The sequence below is a fragment of the Pseudomonas sp. MPB03 genome (genome assembly GCF_046605385.1).
Lineage (GTDB): Bacteria > Pseudomonadota > Gammaproteobacteria > Pseudomonadales > Pseudomonadaceae > Aquipseudomonas > Aquipseudomonas zanjanensis.
The window spans coordinates 252506-273358 of record NZ_CP176770.1 but is presented as its reverse complement, the minus strand read 5'-3'; the positions used below and the strand labels follow the sequence as shown (position 1 = coordinate 273358).

The following is a 20853-nucleotide window of genomic DNA, read 5'->3' as shown; positions in this document are numbered from 1 at the left end:
GCCGTGCGGCTTTGCGAACTTGCGTCGCAGCTTTTACCTGACCCGGCCCTTTCGCAGGCACCCCTTGTGCCCGTAGGTCACTCCGACGCTCATCCGTCAGAACATCCCGGCCCCTTGGTCATGCACCGGCCCTCCTCGGGCTGTGCAGCAGGGAAAAGCAGGGCTGCTTTTCCCATTTTCAGAATCAGTACCAGTTCGGATCTTTCTTGAGTTGTTCCATCAACAGTTCTTGCATACCTTCATTGGGATTACCGAGGAAACGGTAATCGGCATGACGGGTCGGGGACTTGTCGGCGGGCAGTCCGGCAGGGACTTCCACCAACATGGCATAGGCCTCGTCCTTGTCGAAACTGAAGGCAACGATCAGACGCTGATTAAGACACGACGCCTCAAGCTCACAGAGCGGGCCCACCAAATACTTCTCGCCGTCTTCCTCGACCGCATTCATCTGTTGTTCCGACTTGCCTGAGAGGTTCATCACCCATTCCGGCAAGCGTTCTTCTTTTTTCACGACGTGCTGCCAAGTCTCGCGGTATTGCGGGTCCGCCTGCAGCACTTGGTTGACGCGCATCTGTCCGTCATTGGCAGCCATTGCCATGGCACTGCCGCCCAGCAACAGGGCGGCGGCCAGTCCTTTGAATGAAACGCTCATGGTCAGCCTCGGCCACGACGGCCAAAGAAGAAGGAAGCAATGAACATCACCAGGAACACGACAAAGAGAATCTTGGCGATGCCCGTGGCGGTGCCTGCGATACCACCGAAGCCCAGTACGGCGGCGATGATGGCAATGATCAGGAAGGTAATTGCCCAGCTCAACATGGTGATTCTCCTTACGCTTTTCTATTTAGTGAGGGTCTGGCGGTGATGGTTCCGGCGCAGTGGACGACCGGTACATCGGGTTAAAACACCCAGCGCTCTTCACGCGGCATGTCGGTCACTGGTTGAACCTGATCGACATCCATCATGCGCATGGCAGCGGACGCTTCCTTGAGGTTGCTGACGGCGCTGAAGTGGGTTTGTGGGGCGCGATGAATCGAAACTTGCGGCGCTTCGGGTTGCTGGCGCTCTTGCCAGAGCAACCATTGCTGGCCAATCACGAGCGTGACCAACAGGGCCAGGGCAGCCCACAAGCCCTGCTGGAAGTGCAGAGAAGAGAGTCGAAATTGGGCGGCGCTTTTAAATTGGGCGGCACTTTGACGATTCATCCTGAAATTCCTCCCCACCCGGGTGTGGTGATCTGGTTTGAGGCGCTCTTACGCCACGTTGACCAGAACATTGCAGCCGGCGTGCCAGGAACTTTATTGATTTAAATTCCTTTAAAATCAACGTGTTATGAAATATTTGCGAAGCATGAGGAGCGCATCCTGCACGATGGCCCGCGCGCACGTCGTGCGTATTGCACGACGGGAAGGAAAAAGGCGTTAGGTTGTTTTGGAATGGCCTGTCAGAAACAGCCGTCGGAATCAGCGATACGAACCGTCCGACCCGTAGGAAGCAGAAAAAAAGGAACTCAAATCAGGCTTTTAGGAGTCAGACATCCACAGAGGCACGCTCGGTGGGTAATATCCCCTCAGAATCGACCATGCAACTTGCCCGATTTTTCTGACACTAACCAACATCATTCATTAAAGGAGCGTAGGAAAAATGGAATCCGCCACTGAGCACCAAGGCCGCATTCTGCTGGTAGACGACGAGTCCGCCATCCTGCGTACGTTCCGTTACTGCCTGGAAGACGAAGGCTATACCGTCGCCACGGCCAACAGCGCTGCCCAAGCCGACGCACTGCTGCAACGCCAGGTGTTCGACCTGTGTTTTCTCGACCTGCGCCTGGGGGAAGACAACGGCTTGGATGTCCTGGCACAAATGCGTATCCAGGCCCCGTGGATGCGAGTGGTGATCGTCACCGCCCACTCGGCCGTCGACACCGCGGTCGATGCCATCCAGGCCGGCGCCGCCGATTACCTGGTCAAGCCTTGCAGCCCGGATCAGCTGCGCCTGGCCACCGCCAAGCAACTGGAAGTGCGCCAACTGTCGGCAAGGCTCGAAGCCTTGGAAGGCGAGGTGCGTAAACCCAAGGACGGCCTCGACTCCCACAGTCCGGCGATGAAAGTCGTGCTGGAGACCGCGCGCCAGGTGGCCAGCACCGACGCCAACATCCTGATCCTCGGCGAATCCGGCACCGGTAAAGGCGAGCTGGCTCGAGCGATCCACGGCTGGAGCAAGCGCGCGAAGAAATCCTGCGTCACCATCAATTGCCCGTCACTGACCGCCGAATTGATGGAAAGCGAGTTGTTTGGCCATAGCCGAGGGGCGTTCACCGGCGCCAGCGAAAGTACCTTGGGCCGGGTCAACCAGGCCGACGGCGGCACACTGTTTCTCGACGAGATCGGCGATTTTCCGCTGACTTTGCAACCCAAGTTGTTGCGTTTCATCCAAGACAAGGAATATGAGCGGGTAGGGGACCCGGTCACTCGCCGCGCCGATGTGCGAATTCTCGCCGCCACCAACCTCAACCTCGAAGACATGGTGCGCGACGGGCGCTTTCGCGAAGACCTGCTGTATCGCCTGAATGTCATCACCCTGCACCTGCCGCCGTTGCGTGAGCGCGCCGAAGACATCCTGACCCTGGCTGATCGCTTCCTGGCCCGCTTCGTCAAGGAGTACGCGCGCCCGGCCCGGGGCTTCAGCGACGAGGCGCGTGAAGCGCTGCTAGGCTATCGCTGGCCCGGCAACATCCGCGAACTGCGCAACGTGGTCGAGCGGGCCAGCATCATCTGCCCACAGGAAAAAGTCGAAATCAGTCACTTGGGCATGGCCGAGCAGCCGGTCAACAATGCGCCGCGCATCGGTGCCGCTTTGAGCCTCGATGAACTGGAAAAGGCCCACATCGGTGCAGTACTGGCCACGGCCGACACCCTCGACCAGGCGGCCAAGACCCTGGGTATCGATGCTTCCACGCTGTATCGCAAACGCAAGCAGTACAACCTGTGAGCGACACCTTATGAAACTGGCGATGAAGCTGCGCACGCGACTGTTTCTCAGCATCTCGGCGCTGATCACCGTGGCCTTGCTGGGGCTGGTGCTTGGCCTGGTCAGCGTGATGCAGATGGCCAACACCCAGGAACAATCGGTACGCGACAACTTCATCCTGCTGGACCTGGGCCTCAAGCTGCGCCAGACCCTGGGCGATCAGTTGATAATCATGCTCGACGACAAGCCCGACCTGGCTGCGCTGGAGGCATCCAAGCAGCAATACCTGGCGTTGATCGACGAGGGGATTGCCCACGAACGGAAACTGGACGATGCAGCGGTCAGCTTCAGCCGGGCCAAGGCCGACTATGTCGAGTTTCTCGAGGCTTTCACCGCGGCTCGCCAGCAGGCGAGCCAGCTCACCGGCATCAAGGCGCTCACCGAGAAATTCAACGTGCTGCGTAACGGGTTGATCGAGGGTTATCGCGAGGCCTTGAGCAACATCAGTGAAACCCAGGACCGCGCCCGGAAACGTGCGTTGTGGATTTCCGGGCTGCTGGGCCTGGTGGGGCTGGCGGTGCTGATCATCGGCTTTATCACGGCCCACGGCATTGCCCGGCGTTTCGGCGCGCCGATCGAGGCGCTGGCCGCGGCGGCGGATGACATCGGCCAGGGCAATTTCGAGGTCACGCTGCCCATTTCTTCCGCCGCGGAGTTGAATCTGCTGACCCGTCGCTTCGGGGTCATGGCCCAGGCACTGCGCGAACACCAGGCCACCAATGTCGATGAACTGCTCGCCGGCCAGCAGCGTTTGCAAGCCGTGCTCGACAGCATCGACGACGGCTTGCTGATGATTGACCGCCAAGGCCAGTTGGAACACCTCAACCCGGTGGCCCAGCGCCAATTGGGCTGGGATGAGGCGCGCCTGGGCCAAGGGCTGGGCGAGGCCTTGGGACGCCTGGAACTGGATGAAGAATTGCACCTGGTATTGCGCGGTGGAACCCTGGAGCGCGCGCCGGAAGACCTGAGCATCGAGGTCGACGGCGAGTCGCGGGTGCTGACCTACAGCCTCACGCCGGTCAGTCATACCCAGGGCCACATCCTCGGCGCGGTCATGGTGCTGCATGACGTCACCGAACAGCGCGCCTTCGAACGGGTGCGCAGCGAGTTCGTCCTGCGTGCCTCCCACGAGCTGCGCACGCCGGTGACGGGCATGCACATGGCATTCGGCCTGTTGCAGGAACGCCTGCACTTCCCGCCGGAGTCCCGCGAGGCGGACCTGCTTAACACCGTCACGGAAGAAATGCAGCGGCTGATGCAACTGATCAATGACCTGCTGAATTTCTCTCGCTACCAGAACGGCCTGCAAAAGCTGACCCTGGCGCCTTGCTCCATCGACGACCTGCTGGAGGACGCCCGGTTGCGGTTCGCCGAACAGGCCCACGCCAAGGGTATCGAGCTGCTCGTGGCCATCCAGGGTCCGTTGCCACGGCTGCATGCCGACGCCGGGCAACTGGATCGCGTGCTCGACAACCTGATCGACAACGCCATGCGCCACACCGGCGAAGACGGCCAGATCCGCTTGCAGGCCCGACGCCATGGCGAGCGGGTGATCATCAGCGTGGAAGACAACGGTGAAGGCATTGCCTACGGCCAACAGGGACGGATCTTCGAGCCTTTCGTCCAAGTCGGACGCAAGAAGGGTGGCGCCGGCCTCGGCCTGGCACTGTGCAAGGAAATCGTCCAGCTCCACGGCGGCCGCATGGGCGTGTATTCAAGGCCGGGGCAGGGCACGCAGTTCTACATGGCGCTGACGGTCTGACTCACGGCTTAGGCTTCATCATCAAGGCGACGTCCGCGCAGGCGTCGGCCGCGGGTAATCAATTCGATGAGCTGCACCGCGCTAAGGGCATGGGCGAACAGCCAGCCCTGGCCGAACCTCACCCCTTCGCTGCTCAAATAGGAGGCTTGGGCTTCATGCTCGATGCCTTCGGCGATCACTTTGAGTTCCAGGGCGTGGGCCATGCGAATGATGTGCGGGGCCACACCGCTGCTGGCGGCGTCGTGGCCCAAGGCGTCGATGAAAGCCTTGTCGATTTTCAGGCAGTCCACCGGCAGAGTCTGCAGGTAGGCCAGGCTGCAATAACCGGTGCCAAAATCGTCGATCAGCACCTGATGCCCGACATCACGCAGCGATTGCAGGTTATCCCGGGCGACCAACACATCGATCAGCCCGCGCTCGGTCACTTCGAAAGCTATCTGGTTCGCCGAGACCCGATGCAGGGCCAACAGGCGCGCAATGACTTCGCCTATACGCGGCACCATTACATCGCAGGCCGCCAGGTTCACCGAGATATACAACTGCGGATTGGCTCGCAACAGCTGGCCCAATTGGTCGAACAGTCGTTGCAGCACGAAATCGGTGATCTGGCGGATCTGCCCGGTGTTCTCGGCCATCGGGATAAACAAGTCCGGGCTGGTCAGGGTGCCGTCCGGTCGTCGCCAGCGCAGCAAGGCTTCGGCGCCGACGCAGTTGCGGCTGTCGAGGTCGAAAATCGGCTGGTACAACACCTGTAGTTCACCGCGCCGAATGGCCCCATGCAGTTCGGCATCCATGGACTGGCGGTGGCGTGCCAGCAGAAACACCTGGAAACCAATCCCCAGGCCCAGCACCAGGCTGACGGGCAACATCCACCAAGCATAGGGCGGAACCTTGAAACCGTTGCGCTGGGCAATCAGCACTAGCTGATATTCCGGGCTGTCGGTGGGCATCCGATAGATCAACCGGGTCTGCGTCACCTGCAGGGCATTTTGGCTTTTCGGCGGCCAAGGCTCCGCGGGCGGCCAGCGTTGTTGGGTGCCCAACACGGGAATGGCTCGCTCGCCATGATCCAGGACCACTAGCAGGCTGCTGCCGGGTGGCAGGTCGACCACGTCGGCCAGATGTCCACGGGAGGTCGCGACGCGGAAATTGCCACGCCCTAGCATCAACGCCGCGCGGTCTTCATCGGGTTCGGTGGTGGTATTGAGCCAATAACTGTAGGTCGGGCCCCGGAGGTCGGGCGGGCGGGTCACCGACAATCCACTCGGGCGCGGGCGATTGGTACAAACGCCGCTGCCATCGATGTACACCGCTTCATAAACGAAACGGTAGTTGAAGCTGACCTCGCGCAAGGTCGCGATCATGTCATCGTCGCAGCCGCGCAAGGGCTGGTTTTGCAGGTCGTCGAGGCTTTCACGCAGTTGCCCGAAGAGCTGTTCCAGGCGGAGCAGGAAGCGCTCGCCCTGGGCATTCATCTGGTCGCTTTCACGCTGCTGGATCTGCTGCACGACCACGAACAGACTGCCCGCCAGCAGCAGGACGGTACTCAAGGCAGCCGCTATCATCGCCAGGAAAAAGGGGCGATGGAGCCAGCTCTGTAGGTTTTCGCGGGCAGCCGTCATCATCGGTAATCCGAAAGTTACCAATGAGTTATAGCCTCTGATTTGGATTTGGCCCGATTCGTCGGACGGGCGTCATTATTTTGTCTGGTTGAGCACCTGCAGAATCGCCGCGCTTTGCGCGTCCGGTGTGCCGTCGAAGCGGGTCGGACGGTAGTGCATCTGGAAGGCGGCCAGCACCTGCTGGGTGGCCACGTCCCATTCGCCGGTCCGGGGCGTTGGGTAGCCCAGGCGGGCCAGTTCGGCCTGGAACCAGCTGGCGGGCGGTAGCTGTGCTGCGAAGAGCACCTGCTGGCGCGCGACGGCCTGCTCGTCCGGCCATACTCCCAAGCCCGCCTGCGCCAGGCGCTTCCAAGGGAACAATGGCCCCGGATCGAGCTTGCGCAGGGGCGCGATGTCGCTGTGGCCGATAATGCTGCGCGGGTTGAGCCCGTTGCGCTTCAGGATGTCCTTGAGCAACACGGTCAGCGCTTGGACCTGGGCTTCGCTGTAGGGATACCAGAGACGCCCGGTGGGCGTGTCGATGAAACCCGGATTGACGATTTCGATGCCAATGGAACTGGAATTGAGCCAGGTCCGACCTTCCCATTCACTTTCCCCGGCGTGCCAGGCACGTCGGCTTTCATCCACCAACTTGTAGATGGTTGCGTCCTTATCGTCGCCAATCAGGTAATGGGCACTGACTTCGCCGTGGGTCAGCAGGGCCAGGGAACGTTCCAGGGAAGCCGAGGTGTAGTGCACCACCACGAATTGGATGCGGTTGTCATGGTTGACGGAAGGGTGACTGGTGTCGAACCGCGGGCCGCTGGTGCAGCCGGCCAGGACAATTAAAGCAACGATGAGCGAAAGAAATTTCATGGCGGAAGGCATTACGTGCTGGAAGTAATGCAACAGTGTAACGTATCGCCCCGCGATGATCCGGTGCGCGGGACGATAATAAACAAATTGGAACAATTAGCCCTCAGCCCAACTCCACGCGGTTGCGCCCGGCATTTTTCGCCCGGTAGAGCGCCTGATCGGCTCTTTTAAGCACTGAATCGCTGTGTTCGCCCGGCTTGAAGGCCGTCATGCCCACCGATACCGTCACGGTCACCGGCTCGCCCTTGAAATGGAATGGGCAAGCTTCGATGGCCAGGCGCAGCGCCTCGGCCAGCTTGGCGCCAGCGGCCAGGGGCGTATCCGGCACCAGCAGGACAAACTCTTCGCCACCGAAACGTGCAATGAAATCGCCGCCACGCAGGCGCTTGCGCAGGACTGAAGCGATCAATTTCAACACCCGGTCGCCGGCCAGATGGCCGTAGTTGTCATTGATGCGCTTGAAATGATCGAGGTCGAGCATGGCCAGCAGCAAGCTGTTGCCGTGTTGCTGCCACTGGCCAACTTCATGTTCCAGCCGCTCGGACCAGGCAGCACGGTTGGGCAACCCGGTGAGCGGATCGACCAGCGCTTTTTGCCGTTGCTCTTCGAGATTTTCCCGCACGACCTGGGCATCCTGCTCCATCAGCGCGACACGATCGGCCAGGCTTTTCAGGCGCGTCGAAACTTCCTGCTCGCGCTGATCCCGTTGTTGGCGGTGTTGGTCCATTGTGCCGAGCAAGCCTTCGAGATGATTCTCCAGCACCTGCTTGAGGCCTTCCAGGTCATCGGCTTGTTGCACGCTGCTTTGCAGCCCGTCCACCTGTTCGCGAATCTGGGTGTCCATTTCCCGGGAGGCCGACAGGTTGTCGGCGTGGTCTTCACTGGCGGCTTGCAGGCTGCTCTGGAAGGACTCCAGCCGATCATTGAGGCGCTGCAAGTACGCTTCGAATTCATGCTGGCCGGTGTCGGTGATGGCCAGCATCAATACCGCCAGATCATCGAGGATCGGCAGCAGTTCGTACCAGTTCAGCCCATTTCGCAGCCGCTCACGCATGGCTTCGGCTTGTGGGCGATGGCGTTCGGGCAAGGTCAGGTCGCCCAACAGGCCCAACAAGGTGTCTTCAATGTGTTTGGCGACCGAGCTGTAGGAAGGTTCCGGCGAGTCGGGCAGGGCGTACTGGGCGTCTACGATATCGGCTGCGCCCAGGGGTTCGTCGGGCTCGACTTCTGTTGGAGGCGGCGAGGGGGCGGCGAGGGCCTGTGGCTCCTCCTCGGGCATCAGTTCGTCGGGATTCTCCGGGCTGGACGCCGCTACCGGGAGCTCGTGGGCGACCGGGGTTTGCGGCGGGACGGGCTCGGTTGCTTCGTCCAGCTCGCTGGTTGGCTGAATCACTTCGGCTACAGGCGTCGGAGTGGGGGACGGCGCGACTTGGATCAGCGGCGCAACCGGGCCGACCGGTTCGGGCATCGCCTCGGGTGCTTGCTCCGCGACCAATGGCTGCGGTGCTGGTGCTGGTGCTGGTGCTGGTGCTGGTGCTGGTGCTGGTGCTGGTGCGACGGAGGCTGCATCATCTGCCGGCTCAACGACTACCGGCAGAGTCGTTTCTGACGCAGGCGCCACGCTGGCCTGGGCGGGCTCGTGGGACTGGGGTGCCGCTTCCTCATGGCCTTGGCCGCCAAACAGTCGTTGCAGCAGGCCGGGGCGATTCGGTTCGACAGGGGCGTCCAGGGCGCTCAGTGCCTTGCCTTGCAAACCGCTCAATTCGCTGAGCAGCAGCGGAATCTCCCGGGCCTGGCCGGCCCGCTCCTCCAGTTGCTTGGCAAACTTCTTCAGCGGCCGGCTGACTTCTTTGGGCAACGGCAGCCTCTGCAACTGGGCGACCAGGGCCGTCAACGCAGCGCTCGTCTGCTCGACCCGGGTTTCGCGGCGTTGCTCGGAATCGAGTACGGCTTTCTCCAGGCGCGGCAGCAGGGCAGCGAGGCCGGCATCCATGTCATCGGTGCGCACCACCTCGCGCATCTCTTTCATGCATTGATCGACAGCTCGGTCAGTGCCCTCGGCGGCCAGGGTGCTGCGCACCAGGCCACGACGCAGCAAGTCGAGCCGGGCATCCCAACGGCGCTCGAGCTTTTCCTGCTGTTCGATGCTCTTGAGGTATTTCTCTCTCCAACGTTCGGCGTCGTCGCTCATTCATTCGGATCCGCGAGGGCAGTACTCAGCGCGGGGAATGCATCGGCCGTGAGCGAACCCGGCAAACGAATGTCTACCGCGACCGGCAGGTGATCGGAAATGGGTTGGGCCAGCACCTCGACGCGTTCGAGGGTCAGGGTCGGGCTCAATAGAATATGGTCCAGGCAGCGCTGTGGGCGCCAGCTGGGGAATGTCGCTTCCAGTTGCGGGGCGAGCAAGCCGAGATCGCGCAAGGGCGAGGTCTGCAGCAAGTCAGTGGCGTGAGTGTTCATGTCACCCATCAGGATCTGATGTTTGTAGCCGCCGATCAGCTCGCGAATATAGGCCAGCTGCATTGTCCGGGTACGCGCCCCGAGGGCCAAATGCATCATGACCACGACCAGCGCCTCCGGCCCTTCGCCGAAACGCGCCAGGATCGCCCCGCGGCCCTTGGGGCCCGGCAGCGGATGATCTTCGATCGCCCACGGGCGCAGGCGACTCAACACGCCATTGCTGTGCTGGCCGAGGCGTCCGAGGTTGCGATTGAGTTGCTGGTACCAGTAGGGAAAAGCGCCCAGTTGGGCCAGGTGTTCCACCTGATTGACGTAGCCTGAGCGCAAGCTTCCGCCGTCGGCCTCTTGCAAGGCCACCAGGTCGAAGTCCTTGAGCAGGTCGCCGATTTTCTGCAGGTTGCCGGCACGCCCGGTGTGCGGCAGCAAATGTTGCCAGCCGCGGGTCAGGTAATGCCGGTAGCGTTCGGTGCTGATGCCCACCTGGATATTGAAGCTGAGCAGCCGCAAGCGGCTGTCGCCAGGCAGGCCCGTGGACGTGACATGATGCTCGTTGACCCGTGGTTCATGCAGGCCAACGATGCGTTCGGTACTCCAGCGGGCCATGGGCGTGGGCCGCGCTTAGTTGGCAGCAGCCTTGGTGGCCGCTCGCTCTTTGGCGATCAACTGGTCGGCCAGTTGCAGGGCTTGTTCGGCACCGCCGGCAGAGCCGATGTCAAAGCGGTATTTGCCGTTGACGACCATAGTCGGTACGCCGGTGATTTCGTATTTCTTCGCCAGCTCGCGGGCCTTCTTGATCTGGCCCTGGATAGCGAAGGAATCGAAGGTGGCGAGGAACTTGTCCTTATCGACGCCCTGGGTGGCGAGGAAGTCCGCCATCTCATCTTTCTTGACCAGCTTCTTGCCTTCTTTCTGGATCGCGTTGAATACCGCCGCGTGAACCTTGTGCTCGACACCCATCGCTTCGAGGGTCAGGAACATCTGGCCATGGGCGTCCCATGGGCCACCGAACATGGCAGGAATGCGGACGAAATTGACGTCCGAAGGCAGTTTTTCAGCCCATGGGTTGATCACCGGTTCAAAAGCGTAGCAATGCGGGCAGCCGTACCAGAACAGCTCCACGACTTCGATCTTGCCAGGCGCTGCCACCGGAACGGGGTTGGTCAATTCGACATAGGGGGCGGCGGGATTTTCAGCCGCTTGGGCAGTCATGCCGAACAGGCTGGCGGCGACGAGCGCGGCGCTGATGATCAGATTACGCATGCTTTACTCCTGGACAATGAGGGGGCCTGGCAAGGCCTGTTTCTAAGACAGACCGTGGCGGGTTCAAGTTCTCTAGTGTAACGGCAGCGGCCACAAAAAAGGGCGGCCAAAGCCACCCTTTTGATGCTCGCATCGACAGATTAATCGAGCGTTAACGTTGCAAGAGGTGTATCCCCTCGCAACGGCCTTAGTGCAGGCCCTGGATGTAGCTGGAAACGGCGGCGATATCTTCGTCGCTCAACTTGCGGGCAATGGTGCGCATGGTCATCGCGTCACCGTCGTTGGCACGACCGCCTTCTTCCTTGCGGAAATCGGTCAGTTGCTTGGTGATGTACTGGGCATGCTGGCCGCCCAAGTGTGGGAAACCGGCAGCGGCGTTGCCCTTGCCGTCAGGGGAATGGCAGCCAGTGCAGGCTGGCAGGCCTTTTTCCAGGTTGCCGCCGCGGAACAGCGCTTCACCACGAGCCACGAGTTTTGGATCGGCGGCGCCAACGCTGCCCTTCTGGCTGGCGAAGTAGGCCGCGATGTCCTCCAGGTCCTGATCGCTCAGGTTGGTCAGCAGGCCGGTCATTTCCAGCACGACACGCTTGCCGTCCTTGATTTCCTTCAGCTGCTTGGTCAAGTAGCGCTCGCCCTGGCCCGCCAGTTTCGGAAAGTTGGGCGCCATGCTATTGCCATCCGGGCCGTGGCAGGCCCCGCATACGGCCGCTTTCGCCTGACCGGCAGCGGCGTTGCCAGCGGCGTGGGCTACGCCGGATATCCCCAAGGTCAACAGCAGACTCACGATCAGTTTGTTCATCAGCTAATCCAACTACGGCTAAGGGTTAAAGAGTTATGGACCGGGTTCACTCGCTCATCCACTGGATGATGGCTCGGTAATCCTCGGCACTGCAGTCCATGCACAAACCACGCGGCGGCATCGCCTTGAAACCCTGGGTCACGTGTTGCACCAGCGTCTCCATACCTTTCGCCAACCTCGGCGTCCAAGCTTCCTGATCGCCCTTGCGGGGCGCCATGGGGAGTTGGCCGGAATGACAGGCACCACAAACACGGTTGTACACAGCTTCCGGATCCTGTGTAGCCTGAGCGCTGTAAAGCGGCATCAAGACACCGGCAGCTAGCAGCCATTTCGTCATAAAACGACCTTTTCAGGGTTGGGAACGAGCTGCGTTCTAATGCGCAATTTCGGTCGGTCGCTCCCGTGAGCTTCATCCTACGCTGGGACAAAGCGCACACAAAATCTGCGGCATTATATACTGGCGTCACTGAAACGGAAACGACACAGCTTGCCGCGTCCATTCCCGACGCCGCCCACATCGGAAATCCCATGCAACTGAAGAACCCTATCCTTGGCCTGTGCCAACAGTCCACCTTCATGCTCAGCGCCGCCAAAGTCGATCAATGCCCAGACGACGAAGGCTTTGAAGTGGCGTTTGCCGGCCGTTCCAACGCCGGCAAATCCAGCGCGCTGAACACCTTGACCCATGCGAGCCTGGCACGCACCTCGAAAACCCCGGGTCGTACGCAGCTCTTGAACTTCTTCAAGCTAGACGATGAACGGCGTTTGGTCGACCTGCCCGGCTACGGCTACGCCAAGGTACCGATCCCGCTCAAGCAACACTGGCAGCGTCACTTGGAAGCCTACCTGGGCAGCCGCGAGAGTCTGAAAGGCCTGATTTTGATGATGGATATTCGCCATCCGATGACCGACTTCGACCTGTTGATGCTCGATTGGGCGGTCGCCAGCGGCATGCCGATGCACATTCTGCTGACCAAGGCCGACAAGCTCACCTACGGCGCGGCGAAAAATACCTTGCTCAAAGTGCAATCGGAAATTCGCAAGGGCTGGGGCGACGCGATCACCATCCAACTGTTCTCGGCACCCAAGCGCATGGGCTTGGAAGAAGCCTATACCGTGCTGGCGGACTGGATGGAATTGGCGGACAAGGGCAGCGAAGAGGCCGAATAAGCCAAATCGCAGGCAAAAAAAACCCCGGACTTCTTATGGGGAGGGGGAAGTTCGGGGTCCAAGTTCCGGACCGCTAGGGCGGGGTCCAGATATCTGCCAACACTTAACACAACATAGGAGCATTGAAGGGCTTCACCAGCCATTCAGAATCTCTGAGTGGCGATTCACGGGTTTAGTTCAGATTTTTTTGGAAATAACCGTAGGAATTTTCCGAGCTAACGAAGCCATACCTGGGTTTGCGGTGATTCAATGCGGCATCGATTGCCTGGGCTGACGCTATCGCGAGCAAGCTCGCTCCCACAGTGGGGTAGGTGTTGGGCTCGATCTTCGGCTCGACACAAACCCCATGTGGGAGCGAGCTTGCTCGCGATGGCCATCTCCCTATCCTGACACCAATCCCCTGTGGCGAGGGAGCTTGCTCCCGCTGGCCTGCGCAGCAGGCCCCTGCATTTTTCCAGCAGACCGCATCGCCCGGTTTACGGCTGCTGCGCAGCCGAGCGGGAGCAAGCTCCCTCGCCACAGAAGCCCTAGGCCTCAGGACGTGGGAATCAGTGCGCCTCGTCCCAGTTATTGCCCACGCCCACTTCCACCAGCAGCGGCACGTCCAGCGTGGCGGCGGCGCTCATGTGCTGGCGGATCTCTTCGCGCACCTGGTCGACCAAGTCTTCACGCACTTCCAGCACCAGTTCGTCGTGGACCTGCAGGATGACTTTCGCATCCAGCCCTGACGCCGTCAGCCAGCCATCCACGGCAACCATGGCTTTCTTGATGATGTCAGCCGCCGTGCCTTGCATCGGCGCGTTGATGGCGGTGCGCTCGGCGCCTTTGCGCAGGGCCGGGTTTTTCGCGTTGATGTCCGGCAGGTACAGGCGACGACCAAAAATGGTTTCGACAAAACCTTGCTCGGCCGCCTGGGCGCGGGTGCGCTCCATGTAGGCCAGCACACCCGGGTAGCGGGCGAAGTAGCGGTCGATGTAGGCCTGGGACTGCTTGCGATCGACGCCAATCTGCTTGGCCAGGCCGAACGCGCTCATGCCGTAGATCAAGCCGAAGTTGATCGCCTTGGCGCTGCGGCGTTGGTCATGAGTGACGGCTTCCAGGTCGACGCCGAACACCTCGGCGGCCGTGGCCCGGTGCACGTCCAGGTCATTGCGAAAGGCGTGGAGCAACCCTTCATCCTTGGCCAGGTGCGCCATGATCCGCAGTTCGATCTGCGAATAGTCCGCCGCCAGCAGCTTGTAGCCTTTCGGCGCAACGAACGCCTGGCGGATGCGCCGGCCTTCGGCGGTCCGAATCGGAATGTTCTGCAAGTTCGGGTCGATGGATGACAGCCGCCCGGTCGCGGCGACGGCTTGCTGGTAATTGGTATGGACGCGGCCGGTGCGGCTGTTGATCTGTTCCGGCAGGCGATCGGTGTAGGTGCTCTTGAGCTTGCTCAGGGAGCGGTACTGCATCAGCACCTTGGGCAGCGGGTAATCCTGCTCCGCCAATTCGGCGAGCACCGCTTCGGCGGTGGAAGCCTGGCCCTTGGCGGTTTTGCTGAGCACCGGCAAGCCGAGCTTTTCGTACAGGATCACGCCCAATTGCTTCGGCGAACCGAGGTTGAATTCCTCACCGGCGATGGCAAACGCCTCACGCTCCAGCGCCACCAACTTCTCGCCCAACTCAACACTTTGTACGCCCAGCAGGTTGGCATCCACCAGCGCGCCCTGGCGCTCGATGCGCGCCAGGACCGGCATCAGCGGCATTTCGATGTCGTTGAGCACCGGGCCCAGGCTTGGCGTGGCGGCCAGCTTTTCCTGCAAGGCCTGGTGCAGGCGGAAAGTCACGTCGGCGTCTTCGGCGGCGTAAGGGCCGGCCAGTTCCAGGGAGATCTGGTCAAAGGTCAGTTGCTTGACCCCCTTGCCGGCGATGTCCTGGAAATCGGTCTTGCTTTGGTCCAGGTACTTGAGCGCTAGGCTGTCCATGTCGTGACGGGTCGCAGTGGAGTCCAGCACGTAGGATTCCAGCATGGTGTCAAAGGCGATGCCCTGGACCAGGATGCCGTTGTTCTGGTCACCCCCAATGGCGCAGTTGGCCAGGATGTTGGTTTCGAACTTGGCGTGCTGGCCGACCTTGAGCTTGTCCGGGTTTTCCAGCAGCGGCTTGAGCGCCTTGAGCACTGTGTCGCGGTCCAGTTGCTCCGGCACGCCCATGTAGGAATGGGTCAGCGGGATGTAGGCCGCCTCGAACGGGGCCACGGCGAACGACAAGCCGACGAGTTGCGAATGCTGGGCATCGCCGCCGTTGGTTTCGGTGACGAAGGCAAACAGCGGCGCTTTTTCCAGTTTCGCCAGCCACGCGTCGAAGCGCGCCTGGGCGAGGATGACTTCGTACTTGGCCTCGGCAGCGCCGGGCTGTTCTTCGGCCACTTCGAGGATCTCCTGGCCGGCACGCTTGGCGTCCCGCTGGTTTTCTTCGAACCAGCTCTTGAACTCTAGCAACGTATACAGCTCGGCCAGTTTCTCGTGGTCGGGCGTGCCCATTTGCAGGTCGTCGAGACCGACATCCAACGGTACGTCGGTCTTGATGGTCGCCAGTTCGTAGGACAGGAACGCCATTTCCTTGTGCTCTTCGAGCTTGGCGGCGAGGGTCTTGGCGCCACGGATCGGCAAGGTGGCGACGATGTCCAGTTGCGCGTACAACTCGGTCAGGCCGCCGTTGACGCCCACCAGCAGGCCGGAAGCGGTCTTCGGTCCGATACCCGGGACGCCCGGGATGTTGTCGGACGAATCGCCCATCAACGCCAGGTAATCGATGATCTGCTCCGGAGCGACGCCAAACTTCTCCTTCACGCCAGCCACGTCCAGGGCGCTACCGGTCATGGTATTGACCAAGGTAATGTGCCCGTCGACCAACTGCGCCATGTCCTTGTCGCCCGTGGAGATCACCACCGGACGGTCGGCCGCCGCGCTGCTGCGGGCCAGGGTGCCGATCACGTCATCGGCCTCGACGTTGTCCACGCACAGCAACGGAAAGCCCAGGGCCTTGACGCTGGCGTGCAGCGGTTCGATCTGCACGCGCATGTCGTCGGGCATGCTCGGGCGGTTGGCCTTGTATTCGGCGTACAGTGCATCGCGAAACGTCCCACCCTTGGCGTCGAACACCACGGCGAACGGACTGTCCGGATACTGCTTGCGCAGGCTCTTGAGCATGTTCAGCACGCCCTTGACCGCACCGGTCGGCAGGCCTTTGGACGTGGTCAGCGGTGGCAGCGCGTGGAAGGCGCGGTACAGATAAGAAGAACCGTCCACCAGGACGAGGGGGGCTTGGCTCATGAGCAGGATCAACCTTTTCGGCGGGTCCGGGGCTAGAATAGCGGGACCGTTGACGACAAAGGGACAAGGTTATCATGCGTACACTAAATCGCCTGTTACTGGCTGGCTTGTTTGCATTCACCCCGGTGGCCGTCATGGCGGCGGATGACGCGCCCTCGGCGGACCCGGATGTCACCATCCGCACCGAAGGCGATAAAACCATTCAGGAATATCGGCAAAACGGCTTTTTGTACGCGATCAAGGTCACGCCCAAGAACGGCAAGCCTTATTTCCTGGTACGCGCCGACGGCACTGATGCAAACTTCATCCGCTCGGACCAGCCGGATATGCTGATCCCTTCGTGGAAAATCTTTGAGTGGTAATACCGCTCGCGACTTCAACCGGCGCCCGCTGAAGGGCGCCCGTACTGGCAGTTTAACCATGTCTGTGTTCACGCCCCTGGCTCGGCCCGAGCTGGAAACCTTTCTCGCCCCTTACGGGCTCGGCCGCTTGCTTGATTTCCAGGGGATCGCCGCTGGCAGCGAAAACACCAATTTCTTTATCAGCCTGGAGCAGGGCGAATTCGTCCTGACCCTGGTCGAGCGCGGCCCGGTGCAGGAAATGCCGTTCTTCATCGAACTGCTGGACGTGCTGCACGACGCCAACCTGCCGGTGCCTTACGCCTTGCGCACCACCGACGGCGTCGCGCTGCGGGAGCTGGCGGGCAAACCGGCGCTGCTGCAACCGCGCCTGGCCGGCAAGCACATCAAGCAGGCCAACGCCCAGCATTGCGCCCAGGTCGGCGAATTGCTCGCCCATCTGCACCTGGCGACCAAAGGCAACATGATCAAGCGCAAGACCGATCGCGGCCTGGATTGGATGGAGGAGGAGGGCGGCAAGCTGCTTTCGCACCTCGACGCCGAACCGCGTCAGCTGCTGGAGGCTGCGCTGGAGGAAATTTCGTTAAAGAAGGTCGGCATCCTGGCGCTGCCCCGGGCCAACATCCATGCCGATCTGTTCCGCGACAATGCGATGTTCGAAGGCACGCACCTGACCGGGCTGATCGACTTCTATAACGCCTGCTCCGGGCCGATGCTGTATGACGTCGCCATCGCCCTGAATGACTGGTGCTCGGATGACGACGGCGTGCTCGATGGCGCCCGGGCCCGGGCGTTGCTGGGTGCTTATGCAGCGTTGCGGCCGTTCACGGCTGCCGAGGCCGAGCTATGGCCGACCCTGTTGCGCGTGGCATGCGTGCGGTTCTGGCTGTCGCGGTTGATCGCCGCCGAATCGTTTGCCGGGCAGGATGTGTTGATCCATGACCCAAAGGAGTTCCAGCAGCGGTTGGCGCAGCGGCAGACGGTTCATACGGTGTTGCCGTTCGCCCTCTGACACCTAGTGGATCTGAATGCCTTTGTGGCGAGGGAGCTTGCTCCCGCTCGGTTGCGCAGCGACCGCAAGATTTTTTAGGGCCGCTTCGCGGCCCAGCGGGAGCAAGCTCCCTCGCCACAAGAGCAGTGGGGTTATAACGACTCCAGGCACCCCGCCAAATCATTCCCCAGCTTTTCCAACAACTGCTCATACCCCTGCGCCGTCGCCGGGGTGTAGCCGCCCAGTGCATCCAGTTCCGCCAGTTTCACCGGCAACCCGGCCACCAGGGTTTCGGCCAGGCGCGGGCGCAGGGGCGGTTCGCTGAAGACGCAGGTCTTGCCCACCGCCTGCAAGCGCGTGCGCATCGCCGCCACATGCTGGGCGCCGGGCTGGACTTCGGCAGCCACGGCGAACACCCCGGCGTGCTTGAGGCCGTAGTTGTCTTCGAAATAATCGAACGCCTCGTGGAAGACGAAGTACGGCTTGCCCGCAACCCCGGCCAGGCGCGTCTTGAGGCGCGTGTCCAAGGCATCGAGGCGCTGGTTGAAGCCCTTGAGGTTGTTTTGATAGCGGGCCGCATTCGCTGGATCCGCCGCGCTCAGGTCAGCCGCCATCCTGGCAGCGATCACCCGCGCATTGTGCGGCGACAGCCACAGGTGGGCGTCCACGGTGCCGGGGCGATGGTCGTGATCGTGATCATCGCCCTCATCATGGTCATGATCCTCGTGGGACGCGCTGTCCTGGGCGAAGTGACGCAACTTGAGCCCGGGCAGCTCCTGCACCGCAACGGAGGGCAGGGTACGACCATTCAACACGCGCGGTAGGAAACCTTCCATGTCCGGCCCAATCCAGTACAACAGGTCCACCGACTGCACCTTGCGTACATCGGAGGGCCGCAATGCGTAGTGATGCGGCGAAGCCCCCGGGGGCAGCAACACTTCCGGAACGGCCACGCCGTCCTGCACGGCGGCGGCGATCAGTTGCAGCGGCTTGATGCTGGTGAGGACCTTGACGTCGGCCTGGGCCGGGCCGATCAGTAGAAAACTTGCGACAAAAGCGACAAAGAGCGAAAAAAATCGGGACACGATGACCACTCGTAGAGGCGAGAACGGGTAACATAATAACGTCTCTCACTAAACTCGTCGCTGCCCATGCCTATTACACCCCTTGCCAGTCGTCCCCACGATCACTCCCACTGCGTGCACAGCGCGCTGTCCGAGGCCGACGCCATCTGCGCGCGCCAAGGGTTGCGCCTGACCGCCCTGCGGCGGCGCGTGCTGGAACTGGTCTGGCAAAGCCACAAGCCACTGGGCGCCTACGACATCCTCGCGGTGCTCAGCGAGCAGGACGGCCGCCGCGCCGCCCCGCCAACCGTTTATCGGGCGCTGGATTTCCTCCTGGAAAACGGCCTGGTGCATCGCATTTCGTCGCTCAACGCCTTCGTCGGCTGCAACCATCCGGAGCACGCCCACCAAGGCCAATTCCTGATCTGCCGCGAATGCCACGCCGCCATCGAACTGGAACAGAAATCCATCAGCGATGCCATCGTCGCCAGCGCCAGGGAAGTCGGCTTCGTCGTCGACACCCAGACCGTCGAAGTCGTCGGCCTCTGCTCCGGCTGCCAGGGGGCCTGATGAGCAACGCGCTGATCCGCCTCGAGCAGGTGGCCGTGACGTTCGCCGGGCAGAACGTGCTGGACAACATCCACCTGAGCGTCGAGCCGGGGCAGATCGTGACCTTGATCGGCCCCAACGGCGCCGGCAAGACCACCCTGGTACGCGCCGTGCTGGGTTTGCTCAAGCCCGACAGCGGCAGCGTCTGGCGCAAGCCCAGGTTGCGCGTCGGCTACATGCCGCAAAAACTCCACGTCGACCCGACGCTGCCACTGTCGGTGCTGCGTTTCCTGCGCCTGGTGCCTGGCGTGGACCGCGCCCGGGCCTTGGCTGCGCTCAACGAGGTCGGCGCCGAACAGGTGATCGACAGCCCAGTGCAAAGCGTGTCCGGTGGCGAGATGCAACGCGTGCTGCTGGCCCGCGCCCTGCTGCGCGAACCTGAATTGTTGGTGCTCGATGAGCCGGTGCAAGGCGTCGATGTGGCGGGGCAGGCCGAGCTGTATAGCCTGATCACGCGCCTGCGCGACCGCCATGGCTGCGGCGTGTTGATGGTGTCCCACGATTTGCACCTGGTGATGAGCACCACCGACCAGGTGGTCTGCCTCAACCGCCACGTTTGCTGCTCCGGGCATCCCGAGCAGGTCAGCGGCGATCCGGCCTTCGTCGAGCTGTTCGGAAAGAACGCACAAAGCCTGGCGATTTATCACCACCACCATGACCACGCCCATGACCTGCATGGCTCGGTGGTCAGCGCCCCTTCTGCTTCCAATCATGTTCATGGAGACGGCTGCAAGCATGGCTGATTTTCTGTTGTACGCCCTGCTCGCAGGCTTGGCACTCGCCCTGGTCGCCGGTCCGCTGGGTTCGTTCGTGGTCTGGCGGCGCATGGCCTATTTTGGCGACACCTTGTCCCACGCGGCACTGCTGGGCGTGGCCCTGGGTTTTCTGCTGGATGTCAGCCCGGCCATCGCGGTGACCGTTGGCTGCCTGTTGCTGGCGGTGGTGCTGGTCACCCTGCAACAGCGCCAGCCACTGGCGTCCGACACGCTGCTGGGCATCCTCGCGCCGAGCACGCTGTCCCTCGGGCTGGTGGTGCTGAGCTTCATGCGTGACGTGCGGATCGACCTGATGGCCTATCTGTTCGGCGATCTGCTGGCAATCAGTCCGACGGACCTTGCCTGGATCCTGGGCGGCAGCGCGGCGGTGTTGCTGTTGCTGGTGGCGCTGTGGCGACCAATGCTGGCGGTCACCGTCCATGAAGAACTGGCGCGGGTCGAGGGTTTGCCCGTGGTCAGCCTGCGCTTGGCGCTGATGCTGCTGATTGCGGTGGTCATCGCCGTGGCGATGAAGATTGTCGGTGTGTTGCTGATTACGTCATTGCTGATCATTCCGGCGGCTGCGGCACAGCGTCACGCCCGCTCGCCCGAACAAATGGCCTTGGGCGCAAGCCTGCTGGGCATGCTCGCGGTGTGTGGCGGCCTGGCCCTTTCCTGGTTCAAGGACACCCCGGCCGGCCCGTCGATCGTGGTCAGCGCCGCTGCGTTGTTTCTGCTGAGTTTTGTCCTGCCCCGTCGAGGGGTGTAGACTTGCTCGCTTTTTGCGCAAATAGAGA

At 61.8% G+C, this 20853-nt stretch carries 20 protein-coding genes; 8 read left to right on the top strand and 12 right to left on the bottom strand.

Annotated elements, in window-relative coordinates:
• Nucleotides 1-184: 184 nt before the first annotated feature.
• The 3 genes from ACLH0I_RS01135 to ACLH0I_RS01125 form a co-directional block, all read right to left on the bottom strand.
• Nucleotides 185-652, bottom strand: a complete 468-nt coding sequence (locus tag ACLH0I_RS01135; RefSeq protein WP_250961563.1) for an inhibitor of vertebrate lysozyme family protein — start codon at nucleotides 650-652, stop codon at nucleotides 185-187.
• A gap of 2 nt (nucleotides 653-654) precedes the next feature.
• Complete coding sequence (locus tag ACLH0I_RS01130; RefSeq protein WP_003177151.1) at nucleotides 655-819, bottom strand: DUF1328 domain-containing protein; 165 nt, start codon at nucleotides 817-819, stop codon at nucleotides 655-657.
• An 80-nt stretch (nucleotides 820-899) separates the two neighbouring features.
• Nucleotides 900-1205 carry a hypothetical protein gene (locus ACLH0I_RS01125; protein ID WP_250961564.1) on the bottom strand — a complete coding sequence of 102 codons (306 nt, stop codon included), beginning with the start codon at nucleotides 1203-1205 and terminating at the stop codon, nucleotides 900-902.
• A gap of 439 nt (nucleotides 1206-1644) precedes the next feature.
• Between ACLH0I_RS01125 and algB the strand changes: the two genes are divergently transcribed.
• Nucleotides 1645-2991, top strand: a complete 1347-nt coding sequence (algB, locus tag ACLH0I_RS01120) for a sigma-54-dependent response regulator transcription factor AlgB (RefSeq protein WP_003177149.1) — start codon at nucleotides 1645-1647, stop codon at nucleotides 2989-2991.
• Between the two features lie 10 nt (nucleotides 2992-3001).
• Nucleotides 3002-4792, top strand: coding sequence for an ATP-binding protein (locus tag ACLH0I_RS01115; RefSeq protein WP_411386067.1), 1791 nt, complete (start codon nucleotides 3002-3004; stop codon nucleotides 4790-4792).
• 8 nt (nucleotides 4793-4800) lie between these two features.
• Here ACLH0I_RS01115 and ACLH0I_RS01110 read toward each other — a convergent pair whose 3' ends face one another.
• The 7 genes from ACLH0I_RS01110 to ACLH0I_RS01080 all read right to left on the bottom strand — a co-directional run bounded on the left by ACLH0I_RS01110 (nucleotide 4801) and on the right by ACLH0I_RS01080 (nucleotide 12128).
• Complete coding sequence (locus ACLH0I_RS01110) at nucleotides 4801-6414, bottom strand: EAL domain-containing protein (protein WP_411386066.1); 1614 nt, start codon at nucleotides 6412-6414, stop codon at nucleotides 4801-4803.
• Between the two features lie 75 nt (nucleotides 6415-6489).
• Complete coding sequence (locus tag ACLH0I_RS01105) at nucleotides 6490-7269, bottom strand: N-acetylmuramoyl-L-alanine amidase (protein ID WP_411386065.1); 780 nt, start codon at nucleotides 7267-7269, stop codon at nucleotides 6490-6492.
• Between the two features lie 103 nt (nucleotides 7270-7372).
• Nucleotides 7373-9460 carry a diguanylate cyclase gene (locus ACLH0I_RS01100; protein ID WP_411386064.1) on the bottom strand — a complete coding sequence of 696 codons (2088 nt, stop codon included), beginning with the start codon at nucleotides 9458-9460 and terminating at the stop codon, nucleotides 7373-7375.
• On the bottom strand, nucleotides 9457-10335 hold the full coding sequence (locus ACLH0I_RS01095) for an endonuclease/exonuclease/phosphatase family protein (protein ID WP_250961570.1): 879 nt from the start codon (nucleotides 10333-10335) through the stop codon (nucleotides 9457-9459). Before ACLH0I_RS01095 ends, ACLH0I_RS01100 begins: the two co-directional genes overlap by 4 nt.
• Before the next feature lie 15 nt (nucleotides 10336-10350).
• Nucleotides 10351-10992, bottom strand: a complete 642-nt coding sequence (locus ACLH0I_RS01090) for a thiol:disulfide interchange protein DsbA/DsbL (RefSeq protein ID WP_411386063.1) — start codon at nucleotides 10990-10992, stop codon at nucleotides 10351-10353.
• 187 nt (nucleotides 10993-11179) lie between these two features.
• Nucleotides 11180-11791 (bottom strand): c-type cytochrome, encoded by a 612-nt coding sequence (locus ACLH0I_RS01085; RefSeq protein WP_053189415.1) that lies wholly within the window; start codon nucleotides 11789-11791, stop codon nucleotides 11180-11182.
• Nucleotides 11792-11837: 46 nt separating this feature from the next.
• Complete coding sequence (locus ACLH0I_RS01080) at nucleotides 11838-12128, bottom strand: c-type cytochrome (RefSeq protein ID WP_003196231.1); 291 nt, start codon at nucleotides 12126-12128, stop codon at nucleotides 11838-11840.
• 191 nt (nucleotides 12129-12319) lie between these two features.
• Here ACLH0I_RS01080 and yihA point away from each other — a divergent pair, with 191 nt between their 5' ends.
• Nucleotides 12320-12961 (top strand): ribosome biogenesis GTP-binding protein YihA/YsxC, encoded by a 642-nt coding sequence (yihA, locus tag ACLH0I_RS01075; RefSeq protein WP_003196227.1) that lies wholly within the window; start codon nucleotides 12320-12322, stop codon nucleotides 12959-12961.
• Nucleotides 12962-13509: 548 nt separating this feature from the next.
• On the opposite strand, the gene polA is transcribed toward yihA, so the two are convergent.
• On the bottom strand, nucleotides 13510-16278 hold the full coding sequence (gene polA / locus ACLH0I_RS01070; RefSeq protein ID WP_411386062.1) for a DNA polymerase I: 2769 nt from the start codon (nucleotides 16276-16278) through the stop codon (nucleotides 13510-13512).
• Nucleotides 16279-16352: 74 nt separating this feature from the next.
• Between polA and ACLH0I_RS01065 the strand changes: the two genes are divergently transcribed.
• Both ACLH0I_RS01065 and ACLH0I_RS01060 read left to right on the top strand, forming a co-directional pair.
• The gene (locus ACLH0I_RS01065; protein WP_411386061.1) at nucleotides 16353-16640 is read left to right on the top strand and encodes a DUF2782 domain-containing protein; all 288 of its coding nucleotides are present in this window, start codon (nucleotides 16353-16355) and stop codon (nucleotides 16638-16640) included.
• A gap of 58 nt (nucleotides 16641-16698) precedes the next feature.
• Nucleotides 16699-17649 carry a homoserine kinase gene (locus ACLH0I_RS01060; RefSeq protein WP_186706431.1) on the top strand — a complete coding sequence of 317 codons (951 nt, stop codon included), beginning with the start codon at nucleotides 16699-16701 and terminating at the stop codon, nucleotides 17647-17649.
• Nucleotides 17650-17780: 131 nt separating this feature from the next.
• On the opposite strand, the gene znuA is transcribed toward ACLH0I_RS01060, so the two are convergent.
• Nucleotides 17781-18713, bottom strand: a complete 933-nt coding sequence (gene znuA / locus ACLH0I_RS01055; protein ID WP_411386060.1) for a zinc ABC transporter substrate-binding protein ZnuA — start codon at nucleotides 18711-18713, stop codon at nucleotides 17781-17783.
• Nucleotides 18714-18779: 66 nt separating this feature from the next.
• Here znuA and zur point away from each other — a divergent pair, with 66 nt between their 5' ends.
• The 3 genes from zur to znuB are packed head-to-tail and all read left to right on the top strand — an operon-like array spanning nucleotide 18780 to nucleotide 20825.
• Entirely contained in the window at nucleotides 18780-19262 is a 483-nt protein-coding gene (gene zur, locus ACLH0I_RS01050; protein ID WP_186706433.1) for a zinc uptake transcriptional repressor Zur, read from the top strand.
• Complete coding sequence (gene znuC / locus ACLH0I_RS01045) at nucleotides 19262-20044, top strand: zinc ABC transporter ATP-binding protein ZnuC (protein ID WP_060739886.1); 783 nt, start codon at nucleotides 19262-19264, stop codon at nucleotides 20042-20044. Before zur ends, znuC begins: the two co-directional genes overlap by 1 nt.
• A complete protein-coding gene (gene znuB / locus ACLH0I_RS01040; protein WP_411386059.1) occupies nucleotides 20037-20825 on the top strand; it encodes a zinc ABC transporter permease subunit ZnuB in 789 nt (262 codons plus the stop codon). The genes znuC and znuB overlap by 8 nt, the downstream gene beginning before the upstream one ends.
• The last annotated feature ends 28 nt before the right edge of the window (nucleotides 20826-20853 follow it).

Excerpts from the sequence above, each read along its gene's own strand:
- ACLH0I_RS01090 (WP_411386063.1), bottom strand. The coding sequence starts at position 10,992 with ATGCGTAATCTGATCATCAGCGCCGCGCTCGTCGCCGCCAGCCTGTTC.
- ACLH0I_RS01110 (WP_411386066.1), bottom strand. The coding sequence starts at position 6,414 with ATGACGGCTGCCCGCGAAAACCTACAGAGCTGGCTCCATCGCCCCTTT.
- ACLH0I_RS01135 (WP_250961563.1), bottom strand. The coding sequence starts at position 652 with ATGAGCGTTTCATTCAAAGGACTGGCCGCCGCCCTGTTGCTGGGCGGC.
- ACLH0I_RS01065 (WP_411386061.1), top strand. The coding sequence starts at position 16,353 with ATGCGTACACTAAATCGCCTGTTACTGGCTGGCTTGTTTGCATTCACC.
- yihA (WP_003196227.1), top strand. The coding sequence starts at position 12,320 with ATGCAACTGAAGAACCCTATCCTTGGCCTGTGCCAACAGTCCACCTTC.
- znuC (WP_060739886.1), top strand. The coding sequence starts at position 19,262 with ATGAGCAACGCGCTGATCCGCCTCGAGCAGGTGGCCGTGACGTTCGCC.
- ACLH0I_RS01115 (WP_411386067.1), top strand. The coding sequence starts at position 3,002 with ATGAAACTGGCGATGAAGCTGCGCACGCGACTGTTTCTCAGCATCTCG.
- ACLH0I_RS01085 (WP_053189415.1), bottom strand. The coding sequence starts at position 11,791 with ATGAACAAACTGATCGTGAGTCTGCTGTTGACCTTGGGGATATCCGGC.
- ACLH0I_RS01105 (WP_411386065.1), bottom strand. The coding sequence starts at position 7,269 with ATGAAATTTCTTTCGCTCATCGTTGCTTTAATTGTCCTGGCCGGCTGC.
- znuB (WP_411386059.1), top strand. The coding sequence starts at position 20,037 with ATGGCTGATTTTCTGTTGTACGCCCTGCTCGCAGGCTTGGCACTCGCC.
- ACLH0I_RS01095 (WP_250961570.1), bottom strand. The coding sequence starts at position 10,335 with ATGGCCCGCTGGAGTACCGAACGCATCGTTGGCCTGCATGAACCACGG.
- polA (WP_411386062.1), bottom strand. The coding sequence starts at position 16,278 with ATGAGCCAAGCCCCCCTCGTCCTGGTGGACGGTTCTTCTTATCTGTAC.
- ACLH0I_RS01125 (WP_250961564.1), bottom strand. The coding sequence starts at position 1,205 with ATGAATCGTCAAAGTGCCGCCCAATTTAAAAGCGCCGCCCAATTTCGA.
- ACLH0I_RS01080 (WP_003196231.1), bottom strand. The coding sequence starts at position 12,128 with ATGACGAAATGGCTGCTAGCTGCCGGTGTCTTGATGCCGCTTTACAGC.
- zur (WP_186706433.1), top strand. The coding sequence starts at position 18,780 with ATGCCTATTACACCCCTTGCCAGTCGTCCCCACGATCACTCCCACTGC.
- ACLH0I_RS01130 (WP_003177151.1), bottom strand. The coding sequence starts at position 819 with ATGTTGAGCTGGGCAATTACCTTCCTGATCATTGCCATCATCGCCGCC.
- ACLH0I_RS01100 (WP_411386064.1), bottom strand. The coding sequence starts at position 9,460 with ATGAGCGACGACGCCGAACGTTGGAGAGAGAAATACCTCAAGAGCATC.
- ACLH0I_RS01060 (WP_186706431.1), top strand. The coding sequence starts at position 16,699 with ATGTCTGTGTTCACGCCCCTGGCTCGGCCCGAGCTGGAAACCTTTCTC.
- algB (WP_003177149.1), top strand. The coding sequence starts at position 1,645 with ATGGAATCCGCCACTGAGCACCAAGGCCGCATTCTGCTGGTAGACGAC.